13 protein-coding genes are annotated in these 22630 nt (G+C 63.1%); 10 read left to right on the forward strand and 3 right to left on the reverse strand.

The window, feature by feature from the left end; genetic code table 11:
* Positions 1–3: 3 nt before the first annotated feature.
* Positions 4–2064 (reverse strand): site-specific recombinase, encoded by a 2061-nt coding sequence (locus tag KI617_RS02560; RefSeq protein WP_226450328.1) that lies wholly within the window; start codon positions 2062–2064, stop codon positions 4–6.
* 169 nt (positions 2065–2233) lie between these two features.
* Between KI617_RS02560 and KI617_RS02565 the strand changes: the two genes are divergently transcribed.
* The 10 genes from KI617_RS02565 to KI617_RS02615 all read left to right on the forward strand — a co-directional run bounded on the left by KI617_RS02565 (position 2234) and on the right by KI617_RS02615 (position 19321).
* Complete coding sequence (locus KI617_RS02565; protein ID WP_226450330.1) at positions 2234–2890, forward strand: OmpA family protein; 657 nt, start codon at positions 2234–2236, stop codon at positions 2888–2890.
* Positions 2891–2951: 61 nt separating this feature from the next.
* Positions 2952–5138: a patatin-like phospholipase family protein gene (locus KI617_RS02570; RefSeq protein WP_226450332.1), complete on the forward strand. Its 2187-nt coding sequence runs from the start codon at positions 2952–2954 to the stop codon at positions 5136–5138.
* 54 nt (positions 5139–5192) lie between these two features.
* A complete protein-coding gene (locus KI617_RS20440) occupies positions 5193–5936 on the forward strand; it encodes a ComEA family DNA-binding protein (protein WP_319004136.1) in 744 nt (247 codons plus the stop codon).
* Positions 5937–5963: 27 nt separating this feature from the next.
* Positions 5964–8642 carry a PD-(D/E)XK nuclease family protein gene (locus KI617_RS02585; RefSeq protein ID WP_226450334.1) on the forward strand — a complete coding sequence of 893 codons (2679 nt, stop codon included), beginning with the start codon at positions 5964–5966 and terminating at the stop codon, positions 8640–8642.
* Positions 8639–9187 carry a hypothetical protein gene (locus tag KI617_RS02590; protein ID WP_226450336.1) on the forward strand — a complete coding sequence of 183 codons (549 nt, stop codon included), beginning with the start codon at positions 8639–8641 and terminating at the stop codon, positions 9185–9187. Before KI617_RS02585 ends, KI617_RS02590 begins: the two co-directional genes overlap by 4 nt.
* 327 nt (positions 9188–9514) lie before the next feature.
* Positions 9515–11770, forward strand: coding sequence for a response regulator (locus KI617_RS02595; RefSeq protein WP_226450338.1), 2256 nt, complete (start codon positions 9515–9517; stop codon positions 11768–11770).
* A 48-nt stretch (positions 11771–11818) separates the two neighbouring features.
* Positions 11819–15268, forward strand: a complete 3450-nt coding sequence (locus KI617_RS02600; protein WP_226450340.1) for a UvrD-helicase domain-containing protein — start codon at positions 11819–11821, stop codon at positions 15266–15268.
* Between the two features lie 226 nt (positions 15269–15494).
* Positions 15495–16244, forward strand: a complete 750-nt coding sequence (locus KI617_RS02605; protein ID WP_226450342.1) for a substrate-binding periplasmic protein — start codon at positions 15495–15497, stop codon at positions 16242–16244.
* 63 nt (positions 16245–16307) lie between these two features.
* Positions 16308–17567: a GGDEF domain-containing protein gene (locus tag KI617_RS02610; protein WP_226450344.1), complete on the forward strand. Its 1260-nt coding sequence runs from the start codon at positions 16308–16310 to the stop codon at positions 17565–17567.
* Positions 17568–17656: 89 nt separating this feature from the next.
* On the forward strand, positions 17657–19321 hold the full coding sequence (locus tag KI617_RS02615; protein ID WP_226450346.1) for a phosphoethanolamine transferase: 1665 nt from the start codon (positions 17657–17659) through the stop codon (positions 19319–19321).
* A gap of 85 nt (positions 19322–19406) precedes the next feature.
* Here KI617_RS02615 and KI617_RS02620 read toward each other — a convergent pair whose 3' ends face one another.
* Both KI617_RS02620 and uvrA read right to left on the reverse strand, forming a co-directional pair.
* Entirely contained in the window at positions 19407–19778 is a 372-nt protein-coding gene (locus KI617_RS02620; RefSeq protein ID WP_226450347.1) for a diacylglycerol kinase, read from the reverse strand.
* Positions 19775–22600 (reverse strand): excinuclease ABC subunit UvrA, encoded by a 2826-nt coding sequence (gene uvrA, locus KI617_RS02625; RefSeq protein ID WP_226450348.1) that lies wholly within the window; start codon positions 22598–22600, stop codon positions 19775–19777. Before uvrA ends, KI617_RS02620 begins: the two co-directional genes overlap by 4 nt.
* Positions 22601–22630 lie beyond the last annotated feature (30 nt).

Consider the following 22630-nt stretch of genomic DNA (forward strand, 5'->3'; position numbering starts at 1 on the left):
ATTTTACGCGTCGGCGCTGATTTGGCGGGGCGGCAGGAAAAAACTGCGGGGTTGCTGGCGGAGGCGGTGCCAGAGCGCCTTGAGCAAGGGGCCGCCATGTTCGAACTGGACGCCGCGGGCGCGCATGGCGGTGCGCAGGGCCAGCGTGAAGCTGACGGCCAGGTTGGTGAAGCCGATGGCCGCGATGCCGAAGGCGGCCCAGGCGATGGCCTTGAGCGGCAGGGCGAACTGGAAGCCGACCAGGGCGTAGCCAAGGTTGGCCGAGGCGAAGGCGATGTGACGGATATCGAGCGGCAGGCCGAGGATGGTGCCGATGACGCCGGTCGAGCCGAGCATGCAGCCGAACAGGAAGTTACCCATGATGCCGCCCAGCCGTTCCTGGATGTAGGCACCGATGCGGCCGGCCCGTTCCTGGCCGAACAGCGCCCGCAGCCAGCGCAGGCGGGCCAGGCGCGGGCCGATGTCGGCGTAGGCGGCACGGTTGTCGAAGTAGCCGGTGATCAGGCCGGACAGGAAAAGGTAGAAACCGGCGATGGCGGCGTGGGGCAGGGCCCAGGACAGCGGGTCGAGATCGGCGATCAGGTGGGCGCCCTTGTCGACGGTGATTGGCGGCAAATCGACCAGGAAACCCAGGCCGAAGCCGACCGCGATGGCGACCGGCAGGGCGACCATGACATTGCCACCAATGGCGGCCAGCTGGCTGCGGCTGACCGCGGTGATGACGTCGACCAGGCGTTCGAGATCGGCGCTGCGGCTCAGCTTGAGGTCGCCGAGCAGGCTCGCCAGCGTCTGGGCTGTCATGGCCGGCTGCTTGGTGGCGACGGTCATGCCGAGCAGGAAGATGATGACGAAGCCCAGTCCGTAGATCATGCTGTACATGAAGGCTTCGCCGAACAACGGGGCATGCAGCGCGGCAGCCTTGATCTTGAGCAGCGCCATCAGGCCGATCAGCACCCCGGCGCCGGCTGCTGAGCGCCACATCCGGCCATAGTCGGCGGGGCTTTCGCAGATGTAATGCTCGCCGGAGCGCGCTGCGTTCTCGGTCACCCGAACGGCCAGCAGGTGCGACAGCTGGGCCAGGTAGAAACGCAGGCTGTTGCGGCGGTTTTCGGCCAGGAAGGCGGCGTGGGCGAACTCGGCCCAGGCCTGGACCGCTTCATCCCGGGTGCTCGATTGTTGGCCGGCGGTCAGGATGGCGGCCAGGTCGCGCAGGCGTTCCAGGCTTTGCTCGCTGCGCGTCAGCAGGTAGGAAAGATGCAGGCTGGTGCCCACCGTCAGCGCCCGCTTGCGAATGCGTTGCAGGGTGTCCTGGCACTGATCGGCGATGACCAGCAACTGGCTGCCGTCATCCGGCGTTTGCTCGGGCTCGTTCAGCGCGGCGCGGAAGGCATTGACGAAATCGAGTGCCTCGGCTGACAGGGCGACGAAACGCGGCGTGTCGTCGTCGAAATTGGGCGAGGCGCGCATCAGCTCACTTTCGACGCCCAAGCCGCTGACCCGGTGGGCAAGCAGCAGCACGGCATCGAGCATCTGCTCCTGGATGCCGCGCCAGTCGATGTTGCGCAATTCCTCGTCCGGCGCGATCAGTTCCCAGAAGCGCTGGGAGGATTCGGCCGGGATGTGTTCCAGCCAGCGCCAATCGCTGGCCCGGTCGTAGATGACGTGCAGGCAGTCCTTGAGTCGCCGCTCGTCGGGCACTTCCGGCAACAGCCGGCTGCCCAGGATGCGCCACCATTCGGAGAAAAAGCCGGTGCCGGGCAGAACGCCGCTCTCGGTGAAAAAAGTGACCAGCCGGCGGGTGGCAATGAAATGCACGATATGGCCACGGAAGGCCGTGCGCAGACCATCGTCGGCTTCAAGCCGGTCGAGCATGGCCTGGAAACGTTCCGATGCCGCCAGGTCGCGCCGATTCTGCGGGCGCAGCACGGCGACCAGTCGGCGAGTCAGCTCCAGGGTGTCGGCGTCGGCATCGCGATAGCGCTCAAGGGCGTCGGCAATCGGATCGCCGGGAAGCTTCGGTTTGCCGAGAAACCAGTCAAGAACGGCACGCAGTTGATTGATCATTTTGTCGGAGCCAGGGTGCGACGGCCAAAGCGTCGGACGACGCATGTTACTTGAGATAAAGTCCGGCAGCTGTGTGTGACAAGTGGTTGAAGTGTGACTATTCGTAATAGAATCGAGGGGTGTTTGAATTGATCCATCCATCCTAATTAATTACCGGGACTGCTGAAAAATGAATATCGTCAAAAAATCTCTGGTACTGGCCCTGCTGGCCGGCATCGGCTTCTCTGCTGTAGCGCAAGAGCGCGTTTACCTGATCGACCAGCGTGACGTCGTCGCCAAGAGCGGCTTCGGCCTGTGCTGGCGCGATGGCTACTGGACCCCGGCCGCTGCCGCTGCCGACAAGGCCGGTTGCGAGTGCGACAAGGACCTGCTGCCGAAGGAAGCCTGTGCTCCGAAGGATCCCGCTGGCGCCGCCAAGGCTCCCGCTGCTGCCGGTGTGAAGCCGTCCGGTGAAAAGATCACCGTCGCCGCTGACGCCCTGTTCGACTTCAACAAGGCTGTCCTGCGTCCGGCTGGCAAGCAGAAGCTCGACGAACTGGTCTCCAAGGCCAAGGCCATCAAGCTCGAAGTGATCCTGGCCGTTGGCCACACCGACCGTATCGGTGGCGACGCCTACAACCAGAAGCTGTCCGAGAAGCGCGCTGCCGCCGTCAAGGAATACCTGGTTGCCAAGGGCATCGAAGCCAACCGTGTTTACACCGAAGGCAAGGGCGAGAAGCAGCCGGTTACCGGCGACAAGTGCAAGGGCAATGCCAAGACCAAGGCCCTGATCGACTGCCTGCAGCCGGATCGTCGCGTCGACATCGAAGTCATCGGCACCAAGTAATCCGCCAACGCTTCAACGAAAAGCCCTGCTTCGGCAGGGTTTTTTTACGTTTGGAAAAATCATGTCGCCTCCCCGTCTCCTCTCCCGCCTGCTGATTATTGCCCTGTTGTCGACGACCGCCGTCCTTGCTGCGGATGCAGCCCGGCCTCGTATCGGCCTCGTTCTTGGTGGCGGCGGAGCGCGCGGGGCGGCCCATATCGGCGTCCTGGAAGCGCTGGAGAAGTTGCGCATTCCGGTCGATTGCGTCGCCGGGACCAGCATGGGGGCGCTGGTTGCGGGCACCTGGGCGGCTGGCATGGCGCCGGCGACAATGCGCGAAAGCCTGGCGGCAGCCGATTGGGGCGACATGTTCATCGACGATCCGGAATACGCCGAACTGAGCCATCGCAACAAGCAGATGGCCCGGCGCTTCCTGCCCGGCTCGGAAAGCGGCGTCATGGCCGATGGGGTCAAGTATCAGTCCGGTATGGTCAGCGGCCAGAAGATCAAACTCTTCTTCAACCAGTTGGTGCGGGCCAATCAGGGCGAGCGCAATATCGAGGATCTGCCGCTGCCCTTGTCGGTTGTGGCGACCGATATCGGTACCGGTGAACGCGTGGTCTTTCGCGATGGCCCCCTGACTCAGGCCATGCGCGCCAGCATGTCGGTGCCCGGCCTGCTCGCTCCGGTCGACCATCAGGGCCGCAAGCTGGTCGATGGCGGCCTGGTGGACAACCTGCCGATTGCCGAAGTGCGCGAGCGCTGCCGGGCCGATGTGGTCATTGCGGTCAACGTCGGTTCACCCTTGCTCAAGGCCGAGGAAGTCGGTTCCTTGCTGACTGTCTCGGCGCAGATGATCGCCATCCTGACCGAGCAGAACGTCAGCCGTTCGCTGGCCCTGCTGCGCGATGGCGACATCTACATCAAGCCCGATCTCGGGCCGATTACCGCGGGCGATTTCAGCCGGCATGGCGAGGCCGCCGAGCTTGGACGGCAGGCGGCCGAAGCAATGCAGTCCCAACTGGCCCGCCTGTCGCTCGATGAAGCGACTTACCTGGCCTGGTGGCAAGGCATCGAGGTCCGGCGCAAAACCTCGCCGCGGATTGACGAGATTCAGATTGCCGGCTTGAACCGGGTCAATCCGGCCGTCATCGAGCGCCATCTGCATGTCGAGCCCGGCCAAACGATACGTCCCGCTGCGATCAACAGCGACCTGCTGCGCATGTACGGCGACGGCTGGTATGAAGGCGTCGATTACACGGTGCTGACCCAGCGCGACAAGAACATCCTGCGCGTCATGCCGCTGGAGAAGCGCTGGGGGCCGGACTACATGCGCTTCGGCATCAACCTGCAGGCCGACAACAGCCAGGGCACCTCCTTCGGCTTGCGCGCCGCCTATCACTCGACCTGGCTCAATCGCCTGGGCGGGGAATTGATCGTGACCGGCGATGTCGGCTCGACCAACCGTCTCGGTGCCAGCTTTTATCAGCCGCTTGATGCCCGCCAGCGCTACTTCGTCGAAGCGACGACCGGCATCGAACAAAGCAGACTGAACATTTATCAGGACGACCGGCGAATTGCCCAGTACAAGGTCACCGAAAGCGGCTTTGGCACCTATCTCGGCGCCAACATCGGCGTGCTCGGCCCGGTGCGCCTAGGCTGGGTGCAGCGCCATCGCTACTACGATCCGGATATCGGGGTGCCGACACTGCCCAAGGCTGACCAGGCGTTTGGCGGCTGGAAGATCGGCCTCGACTTTGACCAGTTCGACCGCATGCATTTCCCGACCCGCGGCTGGGCGGCGCAACTGTCCTATTTCGATTCGCCGGAAGCTGACTACTCCCGGGCCGATGCCAACCTGCAGGGGGCCTTCGCCCTGGGCGGCACGGTCTTCAATGCCCGGCTGCGCTACACCGCCTCGCCGCGCGGCGAGCTGCCGGTGTACGACGCTGCCCAACTGGGCGGTTTCCTGAACATGACGGCCTTTGCTCCGAACCAGCTGATCGGCGACGATGTCCGCTATGCCGGCCTGCGCACCGAGCGGATCATCGGCAATCTGCCGCTGGGCCTGCGCGGCGACATGCGCCTGGGTCTGGCGTTCGAGGCGGTGCAGCTGGGCAAGCGTTATACCGAAACCAGCCGCAGCGGCATTCTCGATTCAGCGGCCATCTATCTCGGCGGACAAACCCCGCTCGGGATGGCCTACGTCGGCTTCGGCTACTCAACGAGCGGCGTCTCCAACCTTTTCCTGTTTGTCGGCACGCCCTGAGCCAAAAACAGGTGGCATACTGAACAATTCACTGCACTGTACGGGAGAGAAAAGATGAAATCACGTTTCCTGTTGTTGCTGGCTTCCTGTCTGGTGTGGGCAGGCGTTGCGCTGGCCCAGATCAATATCAATACGGCCTCGAAGGAAGAACTTGACTCTCTCAAGGGAATTGGCGATGCAAGGGCGGAGGCAATCATTAAATATCGTTCGGAGAATGGTCCTTTCAAGTCAGTGAATGATCTGGAAAAAATCCCGAATTTTCCGCATAACCTGGTGAACAAATTACGTGGGCAGATCACTGTTGGCGGCGCTTCACGTCCCGCATCTGCCGCCGAAACGCCGAAACCGACGGCGTTGCCCCCGGCCCGCCCGATGAGCAGTTCGCCTTCTGCGCCGGCTCGCCCCGCTGCGCCGGCAATGCCCGGCAAGAGTGCGCCAGCCCCGGCACCTCAGGCCGCTGAAAAACCAGTCGCGCCAGCAACCCCCGCAAAGCCTGCCATGCCGGGCAAACCGGCGGTCGATAGCACTCCGCAAGCGGCTCCCGCCGCTACAAGCGCAAAGCCGGCTGCCCCGGCGGCACCTGCCCGACCGGCCATGCCCGGGAAGGCGGCAAGCGAGGCCAAGGCTGCTGTACCTGCTGCTCCTGCCGCCGCTCCTGCCATGAAGCCGGCCAGTCCGCTCGCTGCCCCGGCAAAACCGGCATCACCTGCCGCCAAGCCAGCCGCATCGGCCGTACCTGCTGCACCTGCAGCCCCGGCTAAACCCGCTGCCCCGGCTCGGCCGGCGGTCGCCAATTAATCGCCTGGTGCGTTCTTTGAGGTCTGCTTGAACGATAGCCTGACGCTCTGCGCCACGACGCGTCTGGCGCAAACCCTGCGTGGCGAGTTGCCGGGGGAGAAGGCGGTCTGGCGCACCCGGCAGGCGCTGACCCTGGGCCAGTGGCTGGCGACGCTGGGCGATGAGGCGCTGCTGACCGGCATCGCCGAACTGCCGGTGGCGCTCGATCCGTTTTCCGAGCGTCTGCTCTGGGAAAAGGTCATTGCCGCCTCGCTGACTGACGCGGCGCCGCTGTTCGATATTCAGGGCATGGCGACTTCCACGGCCGAGGCGCAGGCCTTGTGCCGTGTCTGGCGCCTTAAGCCGGAGGGCGGCCAGCTGTCTGATGAAGCAAAGCTGTTCATCGGCTGGCAGGCTGATTTTGAAAAACGCTGCCGGGCCGGTGGCTGGATGGACACGGCTGGCTTGCACCGGCAACTGATCGAATTGATCGAGGCCGGGCACTTTACGCTGCCGGCAACGATCATTTTCGCCGGCTTCGACCGCTATACGCCGCTCGAACAGGATCTGACGGCGGCGCTGAAGGCGCGTGGCGTCACGGTCGAAAATGCGCCACGCTTCCCCGTCGAGCGTAGCGAGCAGGTCAAACTGGCCTGTGCCGATGTCGAGGCCGAATGCCGGGCGGTGGTTGCCTGGGCCAAGGCGGAACTGGCTGTTCGGCCGGATTGCCGGCTCGGCATCGTTGCGCCCGATCTGGCCGGCGTGCGTGACCGGCTCGAATTCTTGCTCGACGACGTGCTGCATCCGGCGCTGATTCGTCCCGATGCCGCGGAAGTGCCGCGCTGTTTCAATTTTTCGCTCGGCCGGGCGCTGGCCGATCTGCCGCTGATTCGTGTCGCGCTGGATCTGCTGGCGCTGGGCAGTGGTCGGGCCAAGGTCGAGCAGAGCCGCCTGTCGGGCTTGCTGCTGACCGGTGGCTGGTCGGCCGCCGAGGCCGAAGCCGATGGCCGGGGACGGCTCGACGCCGCCTTGCGCCGGGATTTGCCCTATTTCACCACCTTGCCTGCCCTGATCAAGCTGGCTGGGCGGCTAGCCGAAAACGAAGCGCCGCTGTGCCCCCAAACCGTCGCAGCGCTCGAAGCCTTTGTCGAGACGGCCGGCGCAGCGACCCGCAAGTCCCTGCCCGGGCAATGGTCTGGGGTCTTCCGCAATTGCCTGAAGGCGGCGGGCTGGCCGGGCGATCGGCCCTTGTCCAGTCATGAGTTTCAGGCCCGGCGGGCTTTTGGCGAGGTGCTCGACGGCTTTGGCCGGCTCGATGCGCTGCTTGGCCCGCTGGGCTTTGCCGAAGCGGTGCGCCGCCTGTCGCAGCTTTGTCGCCAGCGCCTGTTTCAGCCGGAAACGCGCGGCCGGCCGGCCATCCAGGTGCTGGGCGTGCTCGAAAGTGCTGGCCTGGGCTTCGATGCGCTGTGGGTGATGGGCATGAACGACGATCTCTGGCCGCCACCGCCGCGTCCCAACCCCCTGCTGCCGGCCGAGATGCTGCGCGCGGTCGGGGCAGCGCATGCCAGTGCCGAAGTCGAGCTCGATTTTGCCCAGCGTGTGCATGTCCGTTTGTCGCACTCGGCGCCAGTCGTGAGGTTTTCCTATGCCCAAGCTGAAGGCAATCGCGTGTTGCGCCCCAGTCCGTTGATTGCCGGCATTCCAGCCGCCGATGAAACGTTCGGTGAGGTCGAGACGCTGGCGCGGCAAATGGCTGGAGAGGCTGCATCGTCGATTGTCTTGGTCGACGACGCACTGGCGCCACCGGTCGGCGAAGGTGAGAAGGTTTCCGGCGGCAGTTGGGTGCTGCGCGCCCAGGCTATCTGCCCGGCCTGGGCCTACTACCAGTACCGGCTGGGCGGCGAGGCGATGGAGGAGCCGGTCGAAGGGTTGGACCCGGCGGCGCGCGGCACGCTGGTCCACCAAGCGCTGGAAGCCTTCTGGTCGGCCATCCGTTCATCCGATGCGCTGGCGGCGCTGGGTGAAATGGCCCGCCAGCAGGCCATCGTCGAGGCCGTCGACAAGGCCCTGCAGAATTTTGAACTGGATCGTCGTGTCACGCTGCCGGCGCGCTTCCGCGAACTGGAAGCGGCGCGGCTGGCCAAGCTGCTTGATGTCTGGCTGCAGGTCGAAGCCAGGCGCGGCCTGCCTTTCGAGGTGGTCGCCTGCGAGCAGCCGGCCGAAGTCGAGATCGAGGGCATCAAGGTCAGGATGGTGGTCGATCGTATCGACCAGTTGGCCGATGGCCGGCAAGTGATCATCGACTACAAGACGGGGGCCAGCATCGACACCAGGAACTGGGCCGAGCAGCGCATCACCGAACCCCAGTTGCCGATCTACGCTGCGCTGGTCAATGAGGACGTGGCGGCTGTCGTGTTTGCCAAGGTGCTGCTCGACAAGCCGGCTTTCGCCGGTGTGGCCGACGAAAAGGACATCCTGCCCGGCGTGCAGGGCATCGGCGACGACAAGCAGAAAGTCTTCGATCCGGCTGAGTTTCCCGACTGGATCGCCGTCATCACCCACTGGAGAGAGCGTCTGCATGCAGTGGCCAAAGAGGTGAAGGCCGGGCAGGCCGGCGTGGTGTTCGCTGACGAAAAAGGGCTGCAATACTGCGAAGTACTACCGCTGCTCCGTCTGCCCGAGCGCCGGCGTTTGCTGGCCGAAGCGCAGGCGGAGGGGGGGCGATGAGCCTTTCCGGCTTGATGGCATGGTTCAAGGTGCGTCCGAAGTTTGTGGCCCTGCTTCAGTTGCTGTTTGGGCTCTCCGCCGTTATGGCCGGTCTGTTTTATGTCCATTCGCTGCATACCTCCGGCCTTTTGTTGTTGCCGGAGAATTTCGAAGAAAAGCGCGGGGCGATGCGAGACTATCGATCGGTCGTTTCGCCCGGCGGCAAGAGCGCACCGACCTATCAGGGACATTTCGGCATCTCGGGGCAGCACGATCACTATTACGTCTCTGGCTTTTCCCGAGATTTCGTCCTGAATGAACTTCCGAAGGCAACGACGGTTTCGTGCAGCTTTCGCCGAGCGGAGATTTTCAAGGTGGAGTCTGATGGGATGCGTCGCTGCTTTGGTTTTGCAGTTGATGGCCGGGTAGTGCGCTCTCTTGAAAAGTCGATTGCCGAGCAAGACTTTTTCAACACCGTGCTGCAATGGATCAACATTGCCTTCGTGGTGGCTGGTTTCTGGCTATCGAGCCTTGGTGTGCTTGGCATGCGCGGCGTGGTGTTATAAACGAAACTGGCGGTGGCTGCTGCGCCGGGCCGCCCGGAATGCTTGGGCTAAAGCCCGGCTTATTGGGAAAACGCTGAAATATTCGTCATCCCGCGGCCTCGACACACCCGGGACTCCGCTTCGCGGCGGGCGAGGCGGGGATCCAGTTCGTTGATTTTTCTGGATTCCCCCTGCGCGGGAATGACATTTCCGGATAAATCTGCGGTTTATCAGGTCAATTGTGCTCGGCTTGTCTTAAATCAAGCCTTGTTTGCAGCGATAAGACAAGAATTCAAGCAGGGAATGCTGATGTATCCCTGCAAAACTCTGGAGAGATGATTCACCGTGTTGTCCAAGCTCCTCCTGTTGCTTCAGCGCTGGAATGGCTGGCGATTGTGGGCGGTCCTGACCCTCGGGATTGTGGTCACGGTCGAGTTGATCGTCTCGGCAATGAGTCTGATCCTGAAGGGCGAGGTTGCCTGGGATTATCTGCTGACGGGTTTTGTCGCCGCCATCATGGCGGCGCCACCCAGTTTGGTGCTGCTGACCTTTCTGCTGGGCGAACTGGCCGGGCGGCAGCAGGAATCCCTGTCGAAAAGCCTGCTGCGTGTCGAGAACCGCCTGACGATGGCGCTCGATGCCGCCCAGATGACCTGCTGGGAACTGGATGTCGTCGATGGCAGCTTGCAATACGACCCATCGACGCTGAGGCTGCTCGGGATGTCGACCGAGGATGCGCCGCGGGATTTGCCCGCCTGGCTGGCCTATGTTCATCCGCAGGACCAGCCCGAATTCGTGGCCGCTTACGCAGCGGCCATCCAGTCGGGGGCGCCGGGCTTTGACAGTGAGTACCGGGTGAAACAGGCCTCGGGTGACTGGGGCTGGGTGCAGACGCACGGTACCGTTGTCCAGCGTGACGTTGACGGCCAGGCAAGACGGGCGCTCGGTATCACGATGAACATCGCGGGGCGCAAGAAGGGCGAGGCTGAACTCGCGCGGCACCGGGATCATCTGGAGACCCTGGTGGGCGAGCGAACCGCTGCGCTGCAGGCGGCGCACAACAAGTTGCTTGATACGCAGTTTGCGATGAACGGCGTCGGCATCGGTATTCGCTGGACGGAGGTGGCGACCGCACGCCTGATCGACGCCAATAATTTTGCCGCTGAAATGCTCGGCTACTCGCTAGAGGAGATGCTCAGGCTGCGTGTTTTCGATATCGACCCGAACTTCAATGAAGCACAGTACGACGAAGTCGTCGCGCAGCTTCGCCAGCAAGGCTATTTGCGTCTGGAGTCGACGAACCGGAGCAAGAACGGGACGCTGATCCCGGTCGAATTGACGCTGCACTACCTGCCGGCCATGCATGAATTGCCGGAACGGGTCATTTCCTTTCTGGTCGATATCACCCAGCGCAAGGCCGCCGAGGCGGCGCTGGTTGCGGCCAAGGAGGCGGCCGAGGCGGCGAATGTGGCCAAGAGCGCCTTTCTGGCCAATATGTCGCATGAAATCCGGACGCCGCTCAATGCCATCACCGGCATGTCCCATATCATCCGTCGCGTCGGGCTGCCGCCGGATCAACTTCGGCGGCTCGAGAAAATCGATGCGGCGGGGGAGCATTTGCTGGAAATCATCAATGCCATTCTGGATCTGTCGAAGATCGAGGCCGGCAAGCTGACGCTGAATGAAAGCGAAGTCAGCGCCAATGGCATCGTCGACAATGTGGTCGCCATGCTGCTTGATCGGGCGAATACCAAGGGACTCAGTCTGAGCGCCGAAACCGAGGGTATGCACGTGCCTTTGCTGGGCGACGCGACCCGGCTGCAGCAGGCCTTGCTCAATTACGCCGGGAATGCCATCAAGTTCACTGACAGCGGCAGCGTCATCATCCGGGCCAAGGCCGATGAAGAGACTGAGGGCAGCCAGCTGGTGCGTTTCGAGGTGCAGGATAGCGGGATAGGCATCGCCCCCGAGGTACTTGGCCGACTGTTCAACGTTTTCGAGCAGGCCGATAACTCGATTTCCCGGAAATATGGCGGCACCGGCCTGGGCCTCGCCATTACCCGCAAGCTGGCGCAACTGATGGGTGGTGATGCCGGCGTCACCAGCACACTGGGCGCCGGCAGTACCTTCTGGTTTACCGCGCGTCTCACAAAAGGCCGTGAAGGGGGCGTCGGCCTGGCGGCAGTACGGGGCGGGGGGGCTGAGAAGATTCTCCGCCGCGATTTCCCCGGGCGACGGATATTGCTGGTCGAAGATGAGCCGGTGAACCGCGAAATCGCCCGCGAGTTGCTGGAGGACATCGGACTGGCCGTCGACGTGGCGGAAGACGGAAGCGTGGCCGTGCAGTTGGCGGTGGATAACCAGTACGACGCCATCCTGATGGACATGCAGATGCCGAAGATCGACGGCCTGGAAGCGACCCGGCGGATACGGGCGATGCCGGCCTATATCGATGTGCCGATCATTGCCATGACGGCAAATGCCTACGCCGAGGACAGGAGCGCCTGTTTCGAGGCGGGGATGAATGATTTCGTCGCCAAGCCCATACGCCCGGACCGGATTTTTGAAGCGCTGGCGAGAGGGTTGGCCAGCGTGAGCGCTTGAGGGCAGGCATGGCCCGGCGTAGGATTCGGCGCTGCCCGCCGTAATGCCATGGCCGGCGCTCAGCCGGAAAAACTGAATGAAAGCCTCTTGCCTGTGACTGCTGCGCCCGACCGCCTCGAAGAAGACAAAACCGCCCGTCAGCGCGCGCTGGAGATCGCCTCGTTCATCGTCGAGGCCCCGGCCGGGGCCGGCAAGACGGAATTGCTGACGCAGCGCTACCTGCGCTTGCTGGCGGCGGTCGAGCATCCGGAAGAGGTTCTGGCGCTGACTTTCACCAACAAGGCGGCGACCGAGATGCGCGACCGCATCCTGGGCAGCCTGGAACTGGCCGCCGCCGGAGAAATTCCCGCCCAGCCACACAAGCAGTTGACCTTCGGGCTGGCGCAACAGGTATTGACCCATGATGCCTCCCGTGGCTGGCAGTTGCTCGGGCACCCCGGCCGCCTGCGCATCACGACGCTGGACGCGCTCTGTGCCAGCCTCGCCCGCCAGATGCCTTACCTCAGCCGCTTTGGCAGCCAGCCGGGCGTCAGCGAGGATGCCGAAGCGCACTATGCAACCGCCGCCCGCCGGACGCTGGAAATGGTCGAATCCGGCACGCCGGATGCTGAGGTCGTCGCCGAAGCGCTGGCTTTCATGGACAACAATGCCGGCCGGCTGGAAAAACTGCTGATCGCCATGCTCGGCCGGCGCGACCAGTGGCTGCACCATGCCTCCCGGATTGAAAGCGGGGCGATGAAGGCCGAGGTCGAAGCCGGGTTTTCAGCGCTGATCGAGCGCGATCTGGCGACTGTCGGCGGCTTGCTCGACGCCCGCACGCAATCGCTGCTCATGCCGCTGGCCCGCTTCGCTGCGGCCAATCTGCCGGGCGGGCTCGAGGCGATTGCTGACTGGCATTCGCCATTAAGCCCGGCCATCGCCGATCTGCAGCAGTGGCAGGCGGTGGCCAGCCTGTTGATGACTGGCACGGGTACTTTGCGCAAGACGGTCGACAAGCGCATCGGTTTTCCGGCTGGCGCTGAGTTTGTCGACCAGAAAAGAGCCATGCTCGAACTGCTCGGCGATCTGCGCGGGCTGGCCGGTCTGGAAGAGGCGCTGGCCATGCTGGTCAAGTTGCCGTGCCCGGAACTGAGCGAGGCCGAGTGGGCCACGGTCGAATGCTTCTCGCGCCTGCTCCGGCTGGCGGCCGGGCAGCTTTGGCTGGCCTTCCAGGAAGCGGGTGAGGTCGATTTCATCGAGATCGCCGCCCGGGCCGGGCTGGCGCTGGGCGATGACGATGCGCCAACCGATCTGGCCCAGGCACTCGACTACCGGATTCGTCACCTGCTGGTCGATGAGTTCCAGGACACCAGCCCGAGCCAGGTCGGCCTGATTGAAAAACTGACCCGCGGCTGGATGCCGGACGATGGCCGGACGCTGTTCGTGGTTGGCGATCCGATGCAGTCGATCTACCGCTTCCGCAAGGCCGATGTCGGCTTGTTCCTGCGCGTTCGCGAGCGTGGTATCGGCGACATCCGCCTCGGCCACCTGCGCCTGTTCCGCAACAACCGCTCGTATCCGGGCATTGTCGATTGGGTCAATACCGCCTTCCCGGGCATTTTTCCGGCCGAAGACAGCCCTGAGGCCGGCGCCGTGCGCTATGCCGAATCGGCGGCGACCCGGCCGGCGCGTGACGATAGCGGCGTCTTCGTGCATCCGGTCATCGAGCGCGAAGGCAGCGACTCGGCCAGTGAAGAAGCTTGCCGGGTTCTCGCCATCATTCAGCAAGCCCGCCACGAAGCACCGGCCGAGCGCATTGCCGTGCTGGTGCGGGCGCGCAGCCATCTCGATGCGCTGGTCGCCGAGATTCGTCGCAGCGCGCCGGATTTGCGTTTTCAGGCGGTCGATATCGAGGGCCTGGATGGTCGCCAGCACGTGCAGGATCTGCTGACCCTGTTCCGCGCCCTGCATCATCGGGCTGACCGCGTGCATTGGCTGGCCTTGTTGCGTGCCCCGTGGTGCGGTCTGAAACTGGCCGACCTGCATGCGCTGGCCGCCGACGACAAGAAATCGACCATCTGGCAACTGATGCAGGACGAGGCACGGCTTGCCCGTCTGTCCGACGATGGCCGGCAGCGACTGAGTCATGTCCGTGCTGTGCTGCAACTGGCCTTTGCCGGTCAGTCGCGCCAGCACCCGCGCCGCTGGCTGGAGGGCGTCTGGCTGATGCTGGGCGGGCCACGCTGCCTGGAGGCGCCGGAAGCGCTGAACGATGTTGAAGCCTTCTTCAAGCTGATCGACAAGCTGGTGACCAGCCGCAGCTTGAGCCCAGAAACGCTGGCCGCCCACGCGGCGGAACTCTATGCCCCCTCCGATCCGCTCGGCGATGCCGTGCAGATGATGACGGTGCACAAATCCAAGGGGCTTGAGTTCGACACTGTGATCCTGCCCGGCCTGCATCGAGAAACCGGCGGCAACGAGAGCAGTCTGCTGCTCTGGGACGAAGTGGCCGGGGCCGATGGCGACGAGCACTTGCTGGTTGCGCCGATGAAGCAGAAAGGGGGCGGCAGTGGCGAGCCGACCGCGTACGACTACCTGAAAAAACTCGAAGCCGAGCGAGCCGCCCACGAAGACGAGCGACTGCTCTACGTGGCCGCCACTCGGGCGATTCGCCGCTTGCATCTGCTCGGCATCGCCGTTGCAGATGAAAAGAAGGAGGACGGCCTGAAGCCGCCGGCCAATGGCACGCTGCTCAAGCTGTTATGGCCCGGCGTGGCCCAGCGCGAGTTCGTCGTGGCACTGGCTGGCGCAGTGGACGGCGAAGTTTTGGCTACCCGGGTCGATCCGGCCACTTTTTCGCCACCGCTGCTGCGCCTTCGCGAAGTCGGCTTGCTGGTGGCGTTGCAGCCTGCTGCCGAAGGTGTGCGTCCCGCCGATAATCCGCTTGATCTCGATGTGGCGGCCAGCGCACTTTCGTTGGAGGCTTCGGTCGGCACACTGGTGCATCGTTGCCTGGAGCTGATGGCGAAAGGTGGTCTGGCGGCGTGGTCGGGCGAGCGGGTTGCCAGTTTGCAGCCGGCCTATCAGCGCTGGTTACGGGCTCAGGGCCATAGTGATGCCGAAGCCGAAAGCGGTGCCGCCGAAGCGGTGTCCGCCCTGGTCAATACGCTGGCGTCCGAGACGGGTCGCTGGCTGCTGGCCGAGCACCCGCAAGCTGCTGCCGAGCAGGCGTGGAGCAGCACCGATGGCCAGCTGGCGAGCAATCACGTGATCGACCGCGTTTTCGTGGCCGATGCCTGTCGCTGGATCATCGACTACAAAACGGTGCGCTTGCCCGAGGCCGAGCTGCCGCGGCGTGCCGAAAGCTACCGGCCGCAACTGGAGCGCTATGCCGGCCTGTTCGCCGGTGACCCGCTGCCGCTGCGCCTGGCCGTTTATTTCCCGCTGCAGGGCCGCTTGATCGAGTTGCTCCCGGTCGCATTGCCGGCCGATGGCGGGCAACTCAGTTTCTTGCTCTAAGCCTGTTGCGCCGTTCCGCCAACGACGAAATAGCAACCTATGGAGGTGCTGATTAATTCGTCATCCCCGCGAAAGCGGGGATCCAGTCCATTGATTTTTATGGATTCCCGCCTGCGCGGGAATGACATTTCCGGATAAATCAGCGTTTCCCTAGGGAGTTGACCAGTAACACGGTGATATTCAAAACGCCTATACTTGCCGATTGGCATTTTTATATGCGATTTACATGTTGCGCCGCCTGCTCCTCTCCCTGTTGTGTTTTGCCTTGCCTGCCGGCCTGCCGGGGGGCGTTGCGCATGCCGCGGAGCCGACGCTGCGTGTTGTCGTGCTGGAGAATTCGCCACCGATGTCTTACCGGGACGAAACCGGCCAGCTGACAGGCTTCAGCGTCGAAATCGCCCGTGCCCTGTGCGAGGAAATTCGCGCCAGCTGCGTCTTCGATGTGGCCGCGCAAGGGGCCTTGCTGGAGACGGTGGCCCAGGGCAAAGCCGACATCGCCGCCGCTGCGGTTTTTGCTAACCCGGACCGGCGTGGCAAGTTGCTTTTTGCCAAACCCTATTACCGCTCGCTATCACTCTGGCTGGCCAGGCCGGATGTCGTGCCGGGGCGTGTCGGCGTGCGGGTTGCCGTGGTCCAGGGTTCGGCGCAGGAGGATTACGCCCGCAAGCAGGGCTGGGATATTCACGAGGTGCGCAGCAATGGCGAGTTGGCCGGATCGTTGGTGGGCGGCGAGGCTCAGGCGGCGCTGGTTCCGATGATCAGTGCCTTGCAGTTGCAGAAAAGCGATCCGTTTCGCCGGCTTGGCCTGGCGCCGACCGTCCTGCGCGCCCCGGAGTTGAGCGGCGATGCCTCGTTCGGGATTTCGCCGCGTCGCCCGGGCTTGAGAGACGAAATCAATGCGGCGCTTGATCGCATCAAGCGCAATGGGACGTATGATCGGATCAATTCCCGCTTTTTGCCTTTCCGGGTGAGTTGATGCCTGCTTTGTACTACCTGTCGTGGTGCCGTGTGGCCCCCTTGTCTTTTTGGTTCGCCGGTTTTGATCAGGGCGCCTAAAGGCATTCATGCCGGCCGTGCTTTTGGCTTGCTGGCCGCGCTGTTCGTGCTCGCCTTCGGGGCGGCCGTCGTACTGCTGGCGTTGGACCAGCAGCGTGTGATCGATGCCAACAGTCGCCTTGAAGAAATCACCGTGCCGGAAATCATCCGCTACCAGCGACTGGCGAGAAATCTCGAACAACTCCGTCAGGAAGGCGAGCGTATTTTTTCGGTCAGCTCGCATGCCTCCCGTCAGCAGTCGATGTTTGTCGTCACCCTGCTCGCCAGCCATCCCAGCATCCTGGAGCACCACGCGGCGGCCAAGCTGGCTCGCGAGACGGAACAGTTTCTCGGCGAAGTGGTGCGCCAGTCGGCACGCGATGAACGGCGTCAGGCGATCCATTACGATGAGTGGCAGCGCCTGGCGTCACGCCTTGGCATGCAGGTTGACGATGTGTCGATCGAGGGCATCAATCTGGCGACCAGCGATCTGAACGTGGCGGCGGCGGCCATGAAACTGGCCCGTCACAAGTTGATCATCGCGCTGCTGCTGGTCGGGCTGTTCCTGCTGGCCTTCATCGTCCTCGTCCGTCGCCACCTGATCCAGCCGTTGCAGCGAATTGACCACGTCCTGTCCAATCTGAGCGCTGCCAGCCCATTGCCCGATTTCGACACGTCGCGAATGCTGGAAATACAGGCGGTCGAAGAGGCGATCCGTGAGCACCATGACCTGCTGATCCAGAACGACGAAGCGCGGCAGGTGCTGGAGAAGCTGGCCAACAAGGATGGCCTGACCGGCCTGATGAATCGCCGTTTCTTCATGCAGTCGGCCGAGGCCGAGCTACAGCGGGCCCAGCGTTATCGGCGTCCGGTCACGGTCGCCATGGCCGACCTCGATTTCTTCAAGAAACTGAACGATACCTATGGCCACGCGGCGGGCGATACCGTGTTGTGTGCCTTTGCCGACATGGTCAGGGAAACTTCGCGCCAGTCCGACCTGGTTTGTCGTTACGGGGGCGAAGAGTTCGCTTTCCTGTTCCCGGAAATTTCGCCGGCTGAGACCCAGAAACTGGCGGAGCGTTTGCGCGTTAGCTGCGCCAATGCCGATATCGCCCTGCCCGATGGTCGCTCGGTCAAGGTAACGGTCAGCATGGGGCTGGCCGATGCCAGCGAATGCCCGATCGAAATTGCCCTCAAGCGCGCTGACGACGCCCTGTACGAAGCCAAGCGCCTCGGGCGCAATCGGGTGGTCGTCGCGGCCTGAACCGACGGTCACAAATCCGCTACAAGAAATTCCCGGATTGGCTGCGGCTAGCCAGTTAAAATTTCGGGTTGAATTTTTTGGGTAATTGTATGCGTCGATTGCTGGATGCGCTGATTCGCTTTGGGCAACGCCTTGTCGGCGGACAGCTGACCGCCTCCATTGAGGCAGTGACGCTGCTGGTCAGCCTGTTCTTCGCCCTTTTCTGCAATCAGCTTTTCCTGAAGGGCATGCTGTCCGGCTACGACATGGCCCAGCCGGCCAGCTGGGTGCTGGCCGCTTCGCTGCTGGTCGGCCTTGCTGCCGCGCATTTCATCCTGCTCAGCCCGTTCATGACGCGCTGGACGACCAAGCCGCTGCTCGCCTTGTTGCTTGTGACGACAGCCTTTGCCGTGCATTTCATGACGCGCTACAAGGTCTATCTCGACACCAGCATGCTGCGCAATGTGCTGGCTACCGATGTCCGCGAAGCGCGAGATCTGATGACCTGGTCCTTGATTCCGCAACTGCTGCTTTACGCGGTGCTGCCGCTATGGCTGCTCAGTCGTTTTCGTCTCAAGCAGCGGCCGGTCGGGCGAGCCATCCTGGTCCGCCTCGGCGCCATCATGCTCGCCCTGCTCGTGCTGGGTGGCGCCATCTTCCTGAACTTCCAGGACATGGCTTCGCTGATGCGCAACAACCGGGAGTACCGCTTCCTGGTCACACCAGCCAATTACCTGTATTCGCTCGGTCAGGTGACCCGCAGCCAGGCGCAGGCGGTCGAGGCCGTACGCGAACCGGTCGGTACCGATGCAGTACCCGGCAGCAGCTGGCAAACACGCGGCAAGCCGGTGGTCATGGTCATGGTCCTTGGCGAAACGGTACGCGCCGCCAACTGGGGCCTGTCCGGCTATGCCCGGCAGACGACGCCTGAACTGGCGGCCGAGGCCGGCATCATCAACTTTGCCGACGTGACCAGTTGCGGCACCGATACCGAAACTTCGTTGCCCTGCATCTTTTCGCCTTGGGGGCGGCGTCAGTACAACGAAACGCGCATCCGGAACAGCGAGTCGGTACTCGATGTCGTCGCCCGCGCCGGCTTCCGTGTGGTCTGGGTGGACAACCAGTCGGGCTGCAAAGGCGTCTGCAAGGGCGTCGAATCGATTCGCCCAGACCTGGCCAAATCACCGGACCACTGCTTTGGTGGTGAGTGTCAGGATGGCGCGCTGGTCGATTCCCTGAAACAGCTGGTCAGCGAAACACCGGGTAACCTGATGATCGTCCTGCACCAGATGGGCAATCACGGGCCGGCCTATTTCAAGCGCTATCCGGATGAATTCAAGAAATTCACCCCGGCCTGCGAGGATCCGGACCTGCCGCATTGTTCGGAGGGCAGTATCGTCAACGCCTACGACAACGCGATCAGCTATACCGATCACGTGCTGGCCTCACTGGTCCGCACCCTGCGCGAGCATCAGGCCCACGATTCGGCGCTGCTCTACGTCTCCGATCATGGCGAATCGCTGGGCGAAAAAGGCCTGTTCCTGCACGGCGTGCCCTACCGGATTGCGCCGGATGTGCAGACCAAGGTGCCGATGGTGATGTGGTTTTCGCCGGGCTTCGCCCAAAGCTTTGCGCTCGATACGGCCTGTATTGGCAAGGTCGCCGCCTCGCCGCAGTCTCATGACCATCTGTTCCACACCTTCCTTGGCATGCTTGACGTAAAGACAAGCGTTTACGCGGCGGAAATGGACTTCTCGGCCAAGTGCAGGCAGTAAGCGCTAGTTGTCATCCCCGCGCAGGCGGGGATCCAGTTCGTTGATTTTCTGGATTCCCGCTTACGCGGGAAGGACCGTCCGGAACTTATAGCAGTACGCAGGCCCAGATTACGGCCGCGTTGATCAGGCTGAGCAGCACCGCGGCGCTGCCCATGTCCTTGGCGCGCTTGGCCAGTTCGTGCTTTTCCGGCGAAGCTTTGTCGACGACGGCTTCCAGCCCAGAATTCAGGATCTCGACAATCAGGATCAGGATGATGCTACCGACCATCAAGGCGCGGTCGATGCCGCTATTGCCAAGATAAAAAGCCAGCGGAATGGTGATGGCAGCGAGCAGCACTTCCTCGCGGAAGGCGGCTTCGTTTTTCCACGCGGCACTCAGGCCGTCACGCGAATAGCCGAGGGCATTCCACAAACGGGTCAGGCCCTTCTTGCCTTTGAAGGCGGCGGCATCGGTCATTTCTTTTTCTCAAGCAAAGGTTTCAGGAAGCGTCCGGTATGGCTGGCCTTGCATTTGGCCACTTCTTCAGGCGTGCCGGCGACCAGGATGCGGCCGCCGCCGTCGCCGCCTTCGGGGCCGAGATCGACGATCCAGTCAGCAGTCTTTATGACGTCGAGGTTGTGCTCGATGACGACGATGGTGTTGCCGTTATTGGCCAGTCGCTGCAATACGCTGAGCAGCATCTCGATATCCTGAAAGTGCAGGCCGGTGGTCGGTTCGTCAAGGATGTACAGGGTGCGGCCGGTGTCGCGCTTGGAGAGTTCAAGCGCCAGCTTGACGCGCTGCGCCTCGCCGCCGGACAGCGTGGTCGCACTTTGGCCGAGGGTGATGTAGCTGAGACCGACATCGACCAGCGTCTGCAACTTGCGGGCGATGACCGGGACGGCATCGAAGAACTCGCGGGCCTGCTCGACGGTCATGCCGAGGATGTCGTAGATGTTCTTGCCCTTGTATTGCACTTCCAGCGTTTCGCGGTTGTAGCGCTTGCCGTGGCAGACGTCGCAGGGGACGTAGATGTCGGGCAGGAAGTGCATCTCGACCTTGATCATGCCGTCGCCCTGGCAGGCTTCGCAGCGGCCGCCCTTGACGTTGAAGCTGAAACGGCCCGGGCCATAACCACGCACACGCGATTCCGGTACCTGCGAAAACAGTTCGCGGATGGGCGTCAGCAGCCCGGTGTAGGTCGCCGGGTTGGAGCGCGGCGTGCGACCGATCGGCGCCTGGTCGACGTTGATCACCTTGTCGAACAGTTCGAGGCCGACGATTTCCTTGTGCGGTGCCGGTTCGGTCGTCGAGCCGTAGAGGTGTCTGGCGGCAGCGGCGTAGAGCGTGTCGTTGATCAGCGTCGATTTGCCCGAGCCGGAAACGCCGGTGATGCAGGTGAGCAGGCCGCCGGGGATTTCGAGCGTGACATCCTTCAAATTGTTACCGTAGGCGCCGACCACCTTGAGCTGCTTGTTCGGATCCGGCAGCCGGCGCTTTTTCGGCGCTGAAATCGATTTCCGCCCGGATAGGTAATCGCCGGTCATCGACAGCGGATTGGCCGTCACTTCTTCCGGCGTGCCCTGGGCAACGATGAAGCCGCCATGGACGCCGGCACCGGGACCGATGTCGACCACGTAATCAGCGGCGCGAATCGCATCTTCGTCGTGTTCCACCACCAGCACCGTGTTGCCCATGTCGCGCAGATTCTTCAGCGTCTGCAGCAGGCGGTCGTTGTCGCGCTGGTGCAGGCCGATTGACGGTTCGTCGAGCACATACATCACCCCGGTCAGGCCGGAGCCGATCTGCGAGGCCAGCCGGATACGCTGCGCCTCGCCGCCGGACAGCGTTTCGGCCGAGCGTTCGAGGCAGAGATAGTCGAGGCCAACGTTGATCAGGAAGCTCAGGCGGGCGGTGATTTCCTTGAGGATCTTGTCGGCCACCTGAGCCTTGGCGCCGGTCAATGTCAGACAGTTGAAGTAATTGCGCGCCTCGCCGAGTGGCAGACGGCTGATTTCGTGCAGCGTCTTGTCGCCAACGCGGACATGGCGGGCCTCGACGCGCAGCCGGGTGCCGGCGCAGCTCGGGCAGGCCGAACTGCTGACGTATTTCGACAACTCCTCGCGCACGGCATTGGACTCACTGCCGCGGTAGCGACGCTCCAGATTCGGGATGATGCCTTCGAAGCTGTGGCTGCGGTCGAAGCGGGTGCCTTTTTCGTTCAGGTAGCGGAAGTTGATAGCCACGTTACCCGAGCCGTAGAGGACCAGTTGGCGGACTTTTTCCAGCAACTCGTTCCATGGGGTTTCGACCGAGAAGGCGTAGTGATCGGCCAGCGACTCGATGATCTGGAAGTAGAACTGGTTCTTCTTGTCCCAGCCGCGAATGGCGCCGCCCGCCAGCGATGCCGCCGGGTTGGTGACGACGCGCTTGGGGTCGAAGAACTGGATGACGCCCAGGCCATCGCACTTCGGGCAGGCGCCCATCGGGTTGTTGAACGAGAAGAGGCGCGGTTCGAGTTCCTGCAGGGCATAGGAGCAGATCGGGCAGGCGAACTTGGCCGAGAAGAGATGTTCGGTACCAGAGTCCATCTCCAGCGCGATGGCCCGTCCCTCGGCATGGCGCAGCGCCGTCTCGAAGGATTCGGCCAGTCGCTGGCGCATGTCGTCGCGCACCTTCAGCCGGTCAACGACGACATCGACAGTGTGCTTCTGCGTCTTGGCCAGCTTCGGAACGGCGTCGATTTCATAGACCGTGCCGTCGACGCGGACGCGGGCGAAGCCCTGGGCGCGCAGTTCGGCGAACAGATCGACCTGCTCGCCCTTGCGGTTGGCGACCACCGGGGCCAGCACCATCAACTTTGTTTCCGCCGGCAGGGCCAGTACGGCATCGACCATCTGCGAGACGGTTTGTGCTTCGAGCGGCTGGTTGTGGTCCGGACAATATGGCGTGCCGGCGCGGGCGAAGAGCAGGCGCAGGTAATCGTGGATTTCGGTGACGGTGCCGACCGTTGACCGCGGGTTGTGCGAGGTCGCCTTCTGCTCAATCGAGATCGCCGGCGACAAGCCTTCGATCAGGTCGACATCCGGCTTCTCCATCAATTGCAGGAACTGCCGGGCGTAGGCCGACAGCGATTCGACATAGCGGCGCTGACCCTCGGCATAGAGCGTGTCGAAGGCCAGCGAGGACTTGCCGGAACCGGACAGGCCGGTGATCACGATCAGCTGGTCGCGCGGCAGGTCGAGGTTGATGTTCTTTAAATTGTGGGTGCGGGCGCCACGGATGCGGATGGTTTCCATCGCTGCTCTGGAACGGTAGGGGATAAGGGA

Source organism: Ferribacterium limneticum (assembly GCF_020510625.1).
GTDB lineage: Bacteria > Pseudomonadota > Gammaproteobacteria > Burkholderiales > Rhodocyclaceae > Azonexus > Azonexus limneticus_A.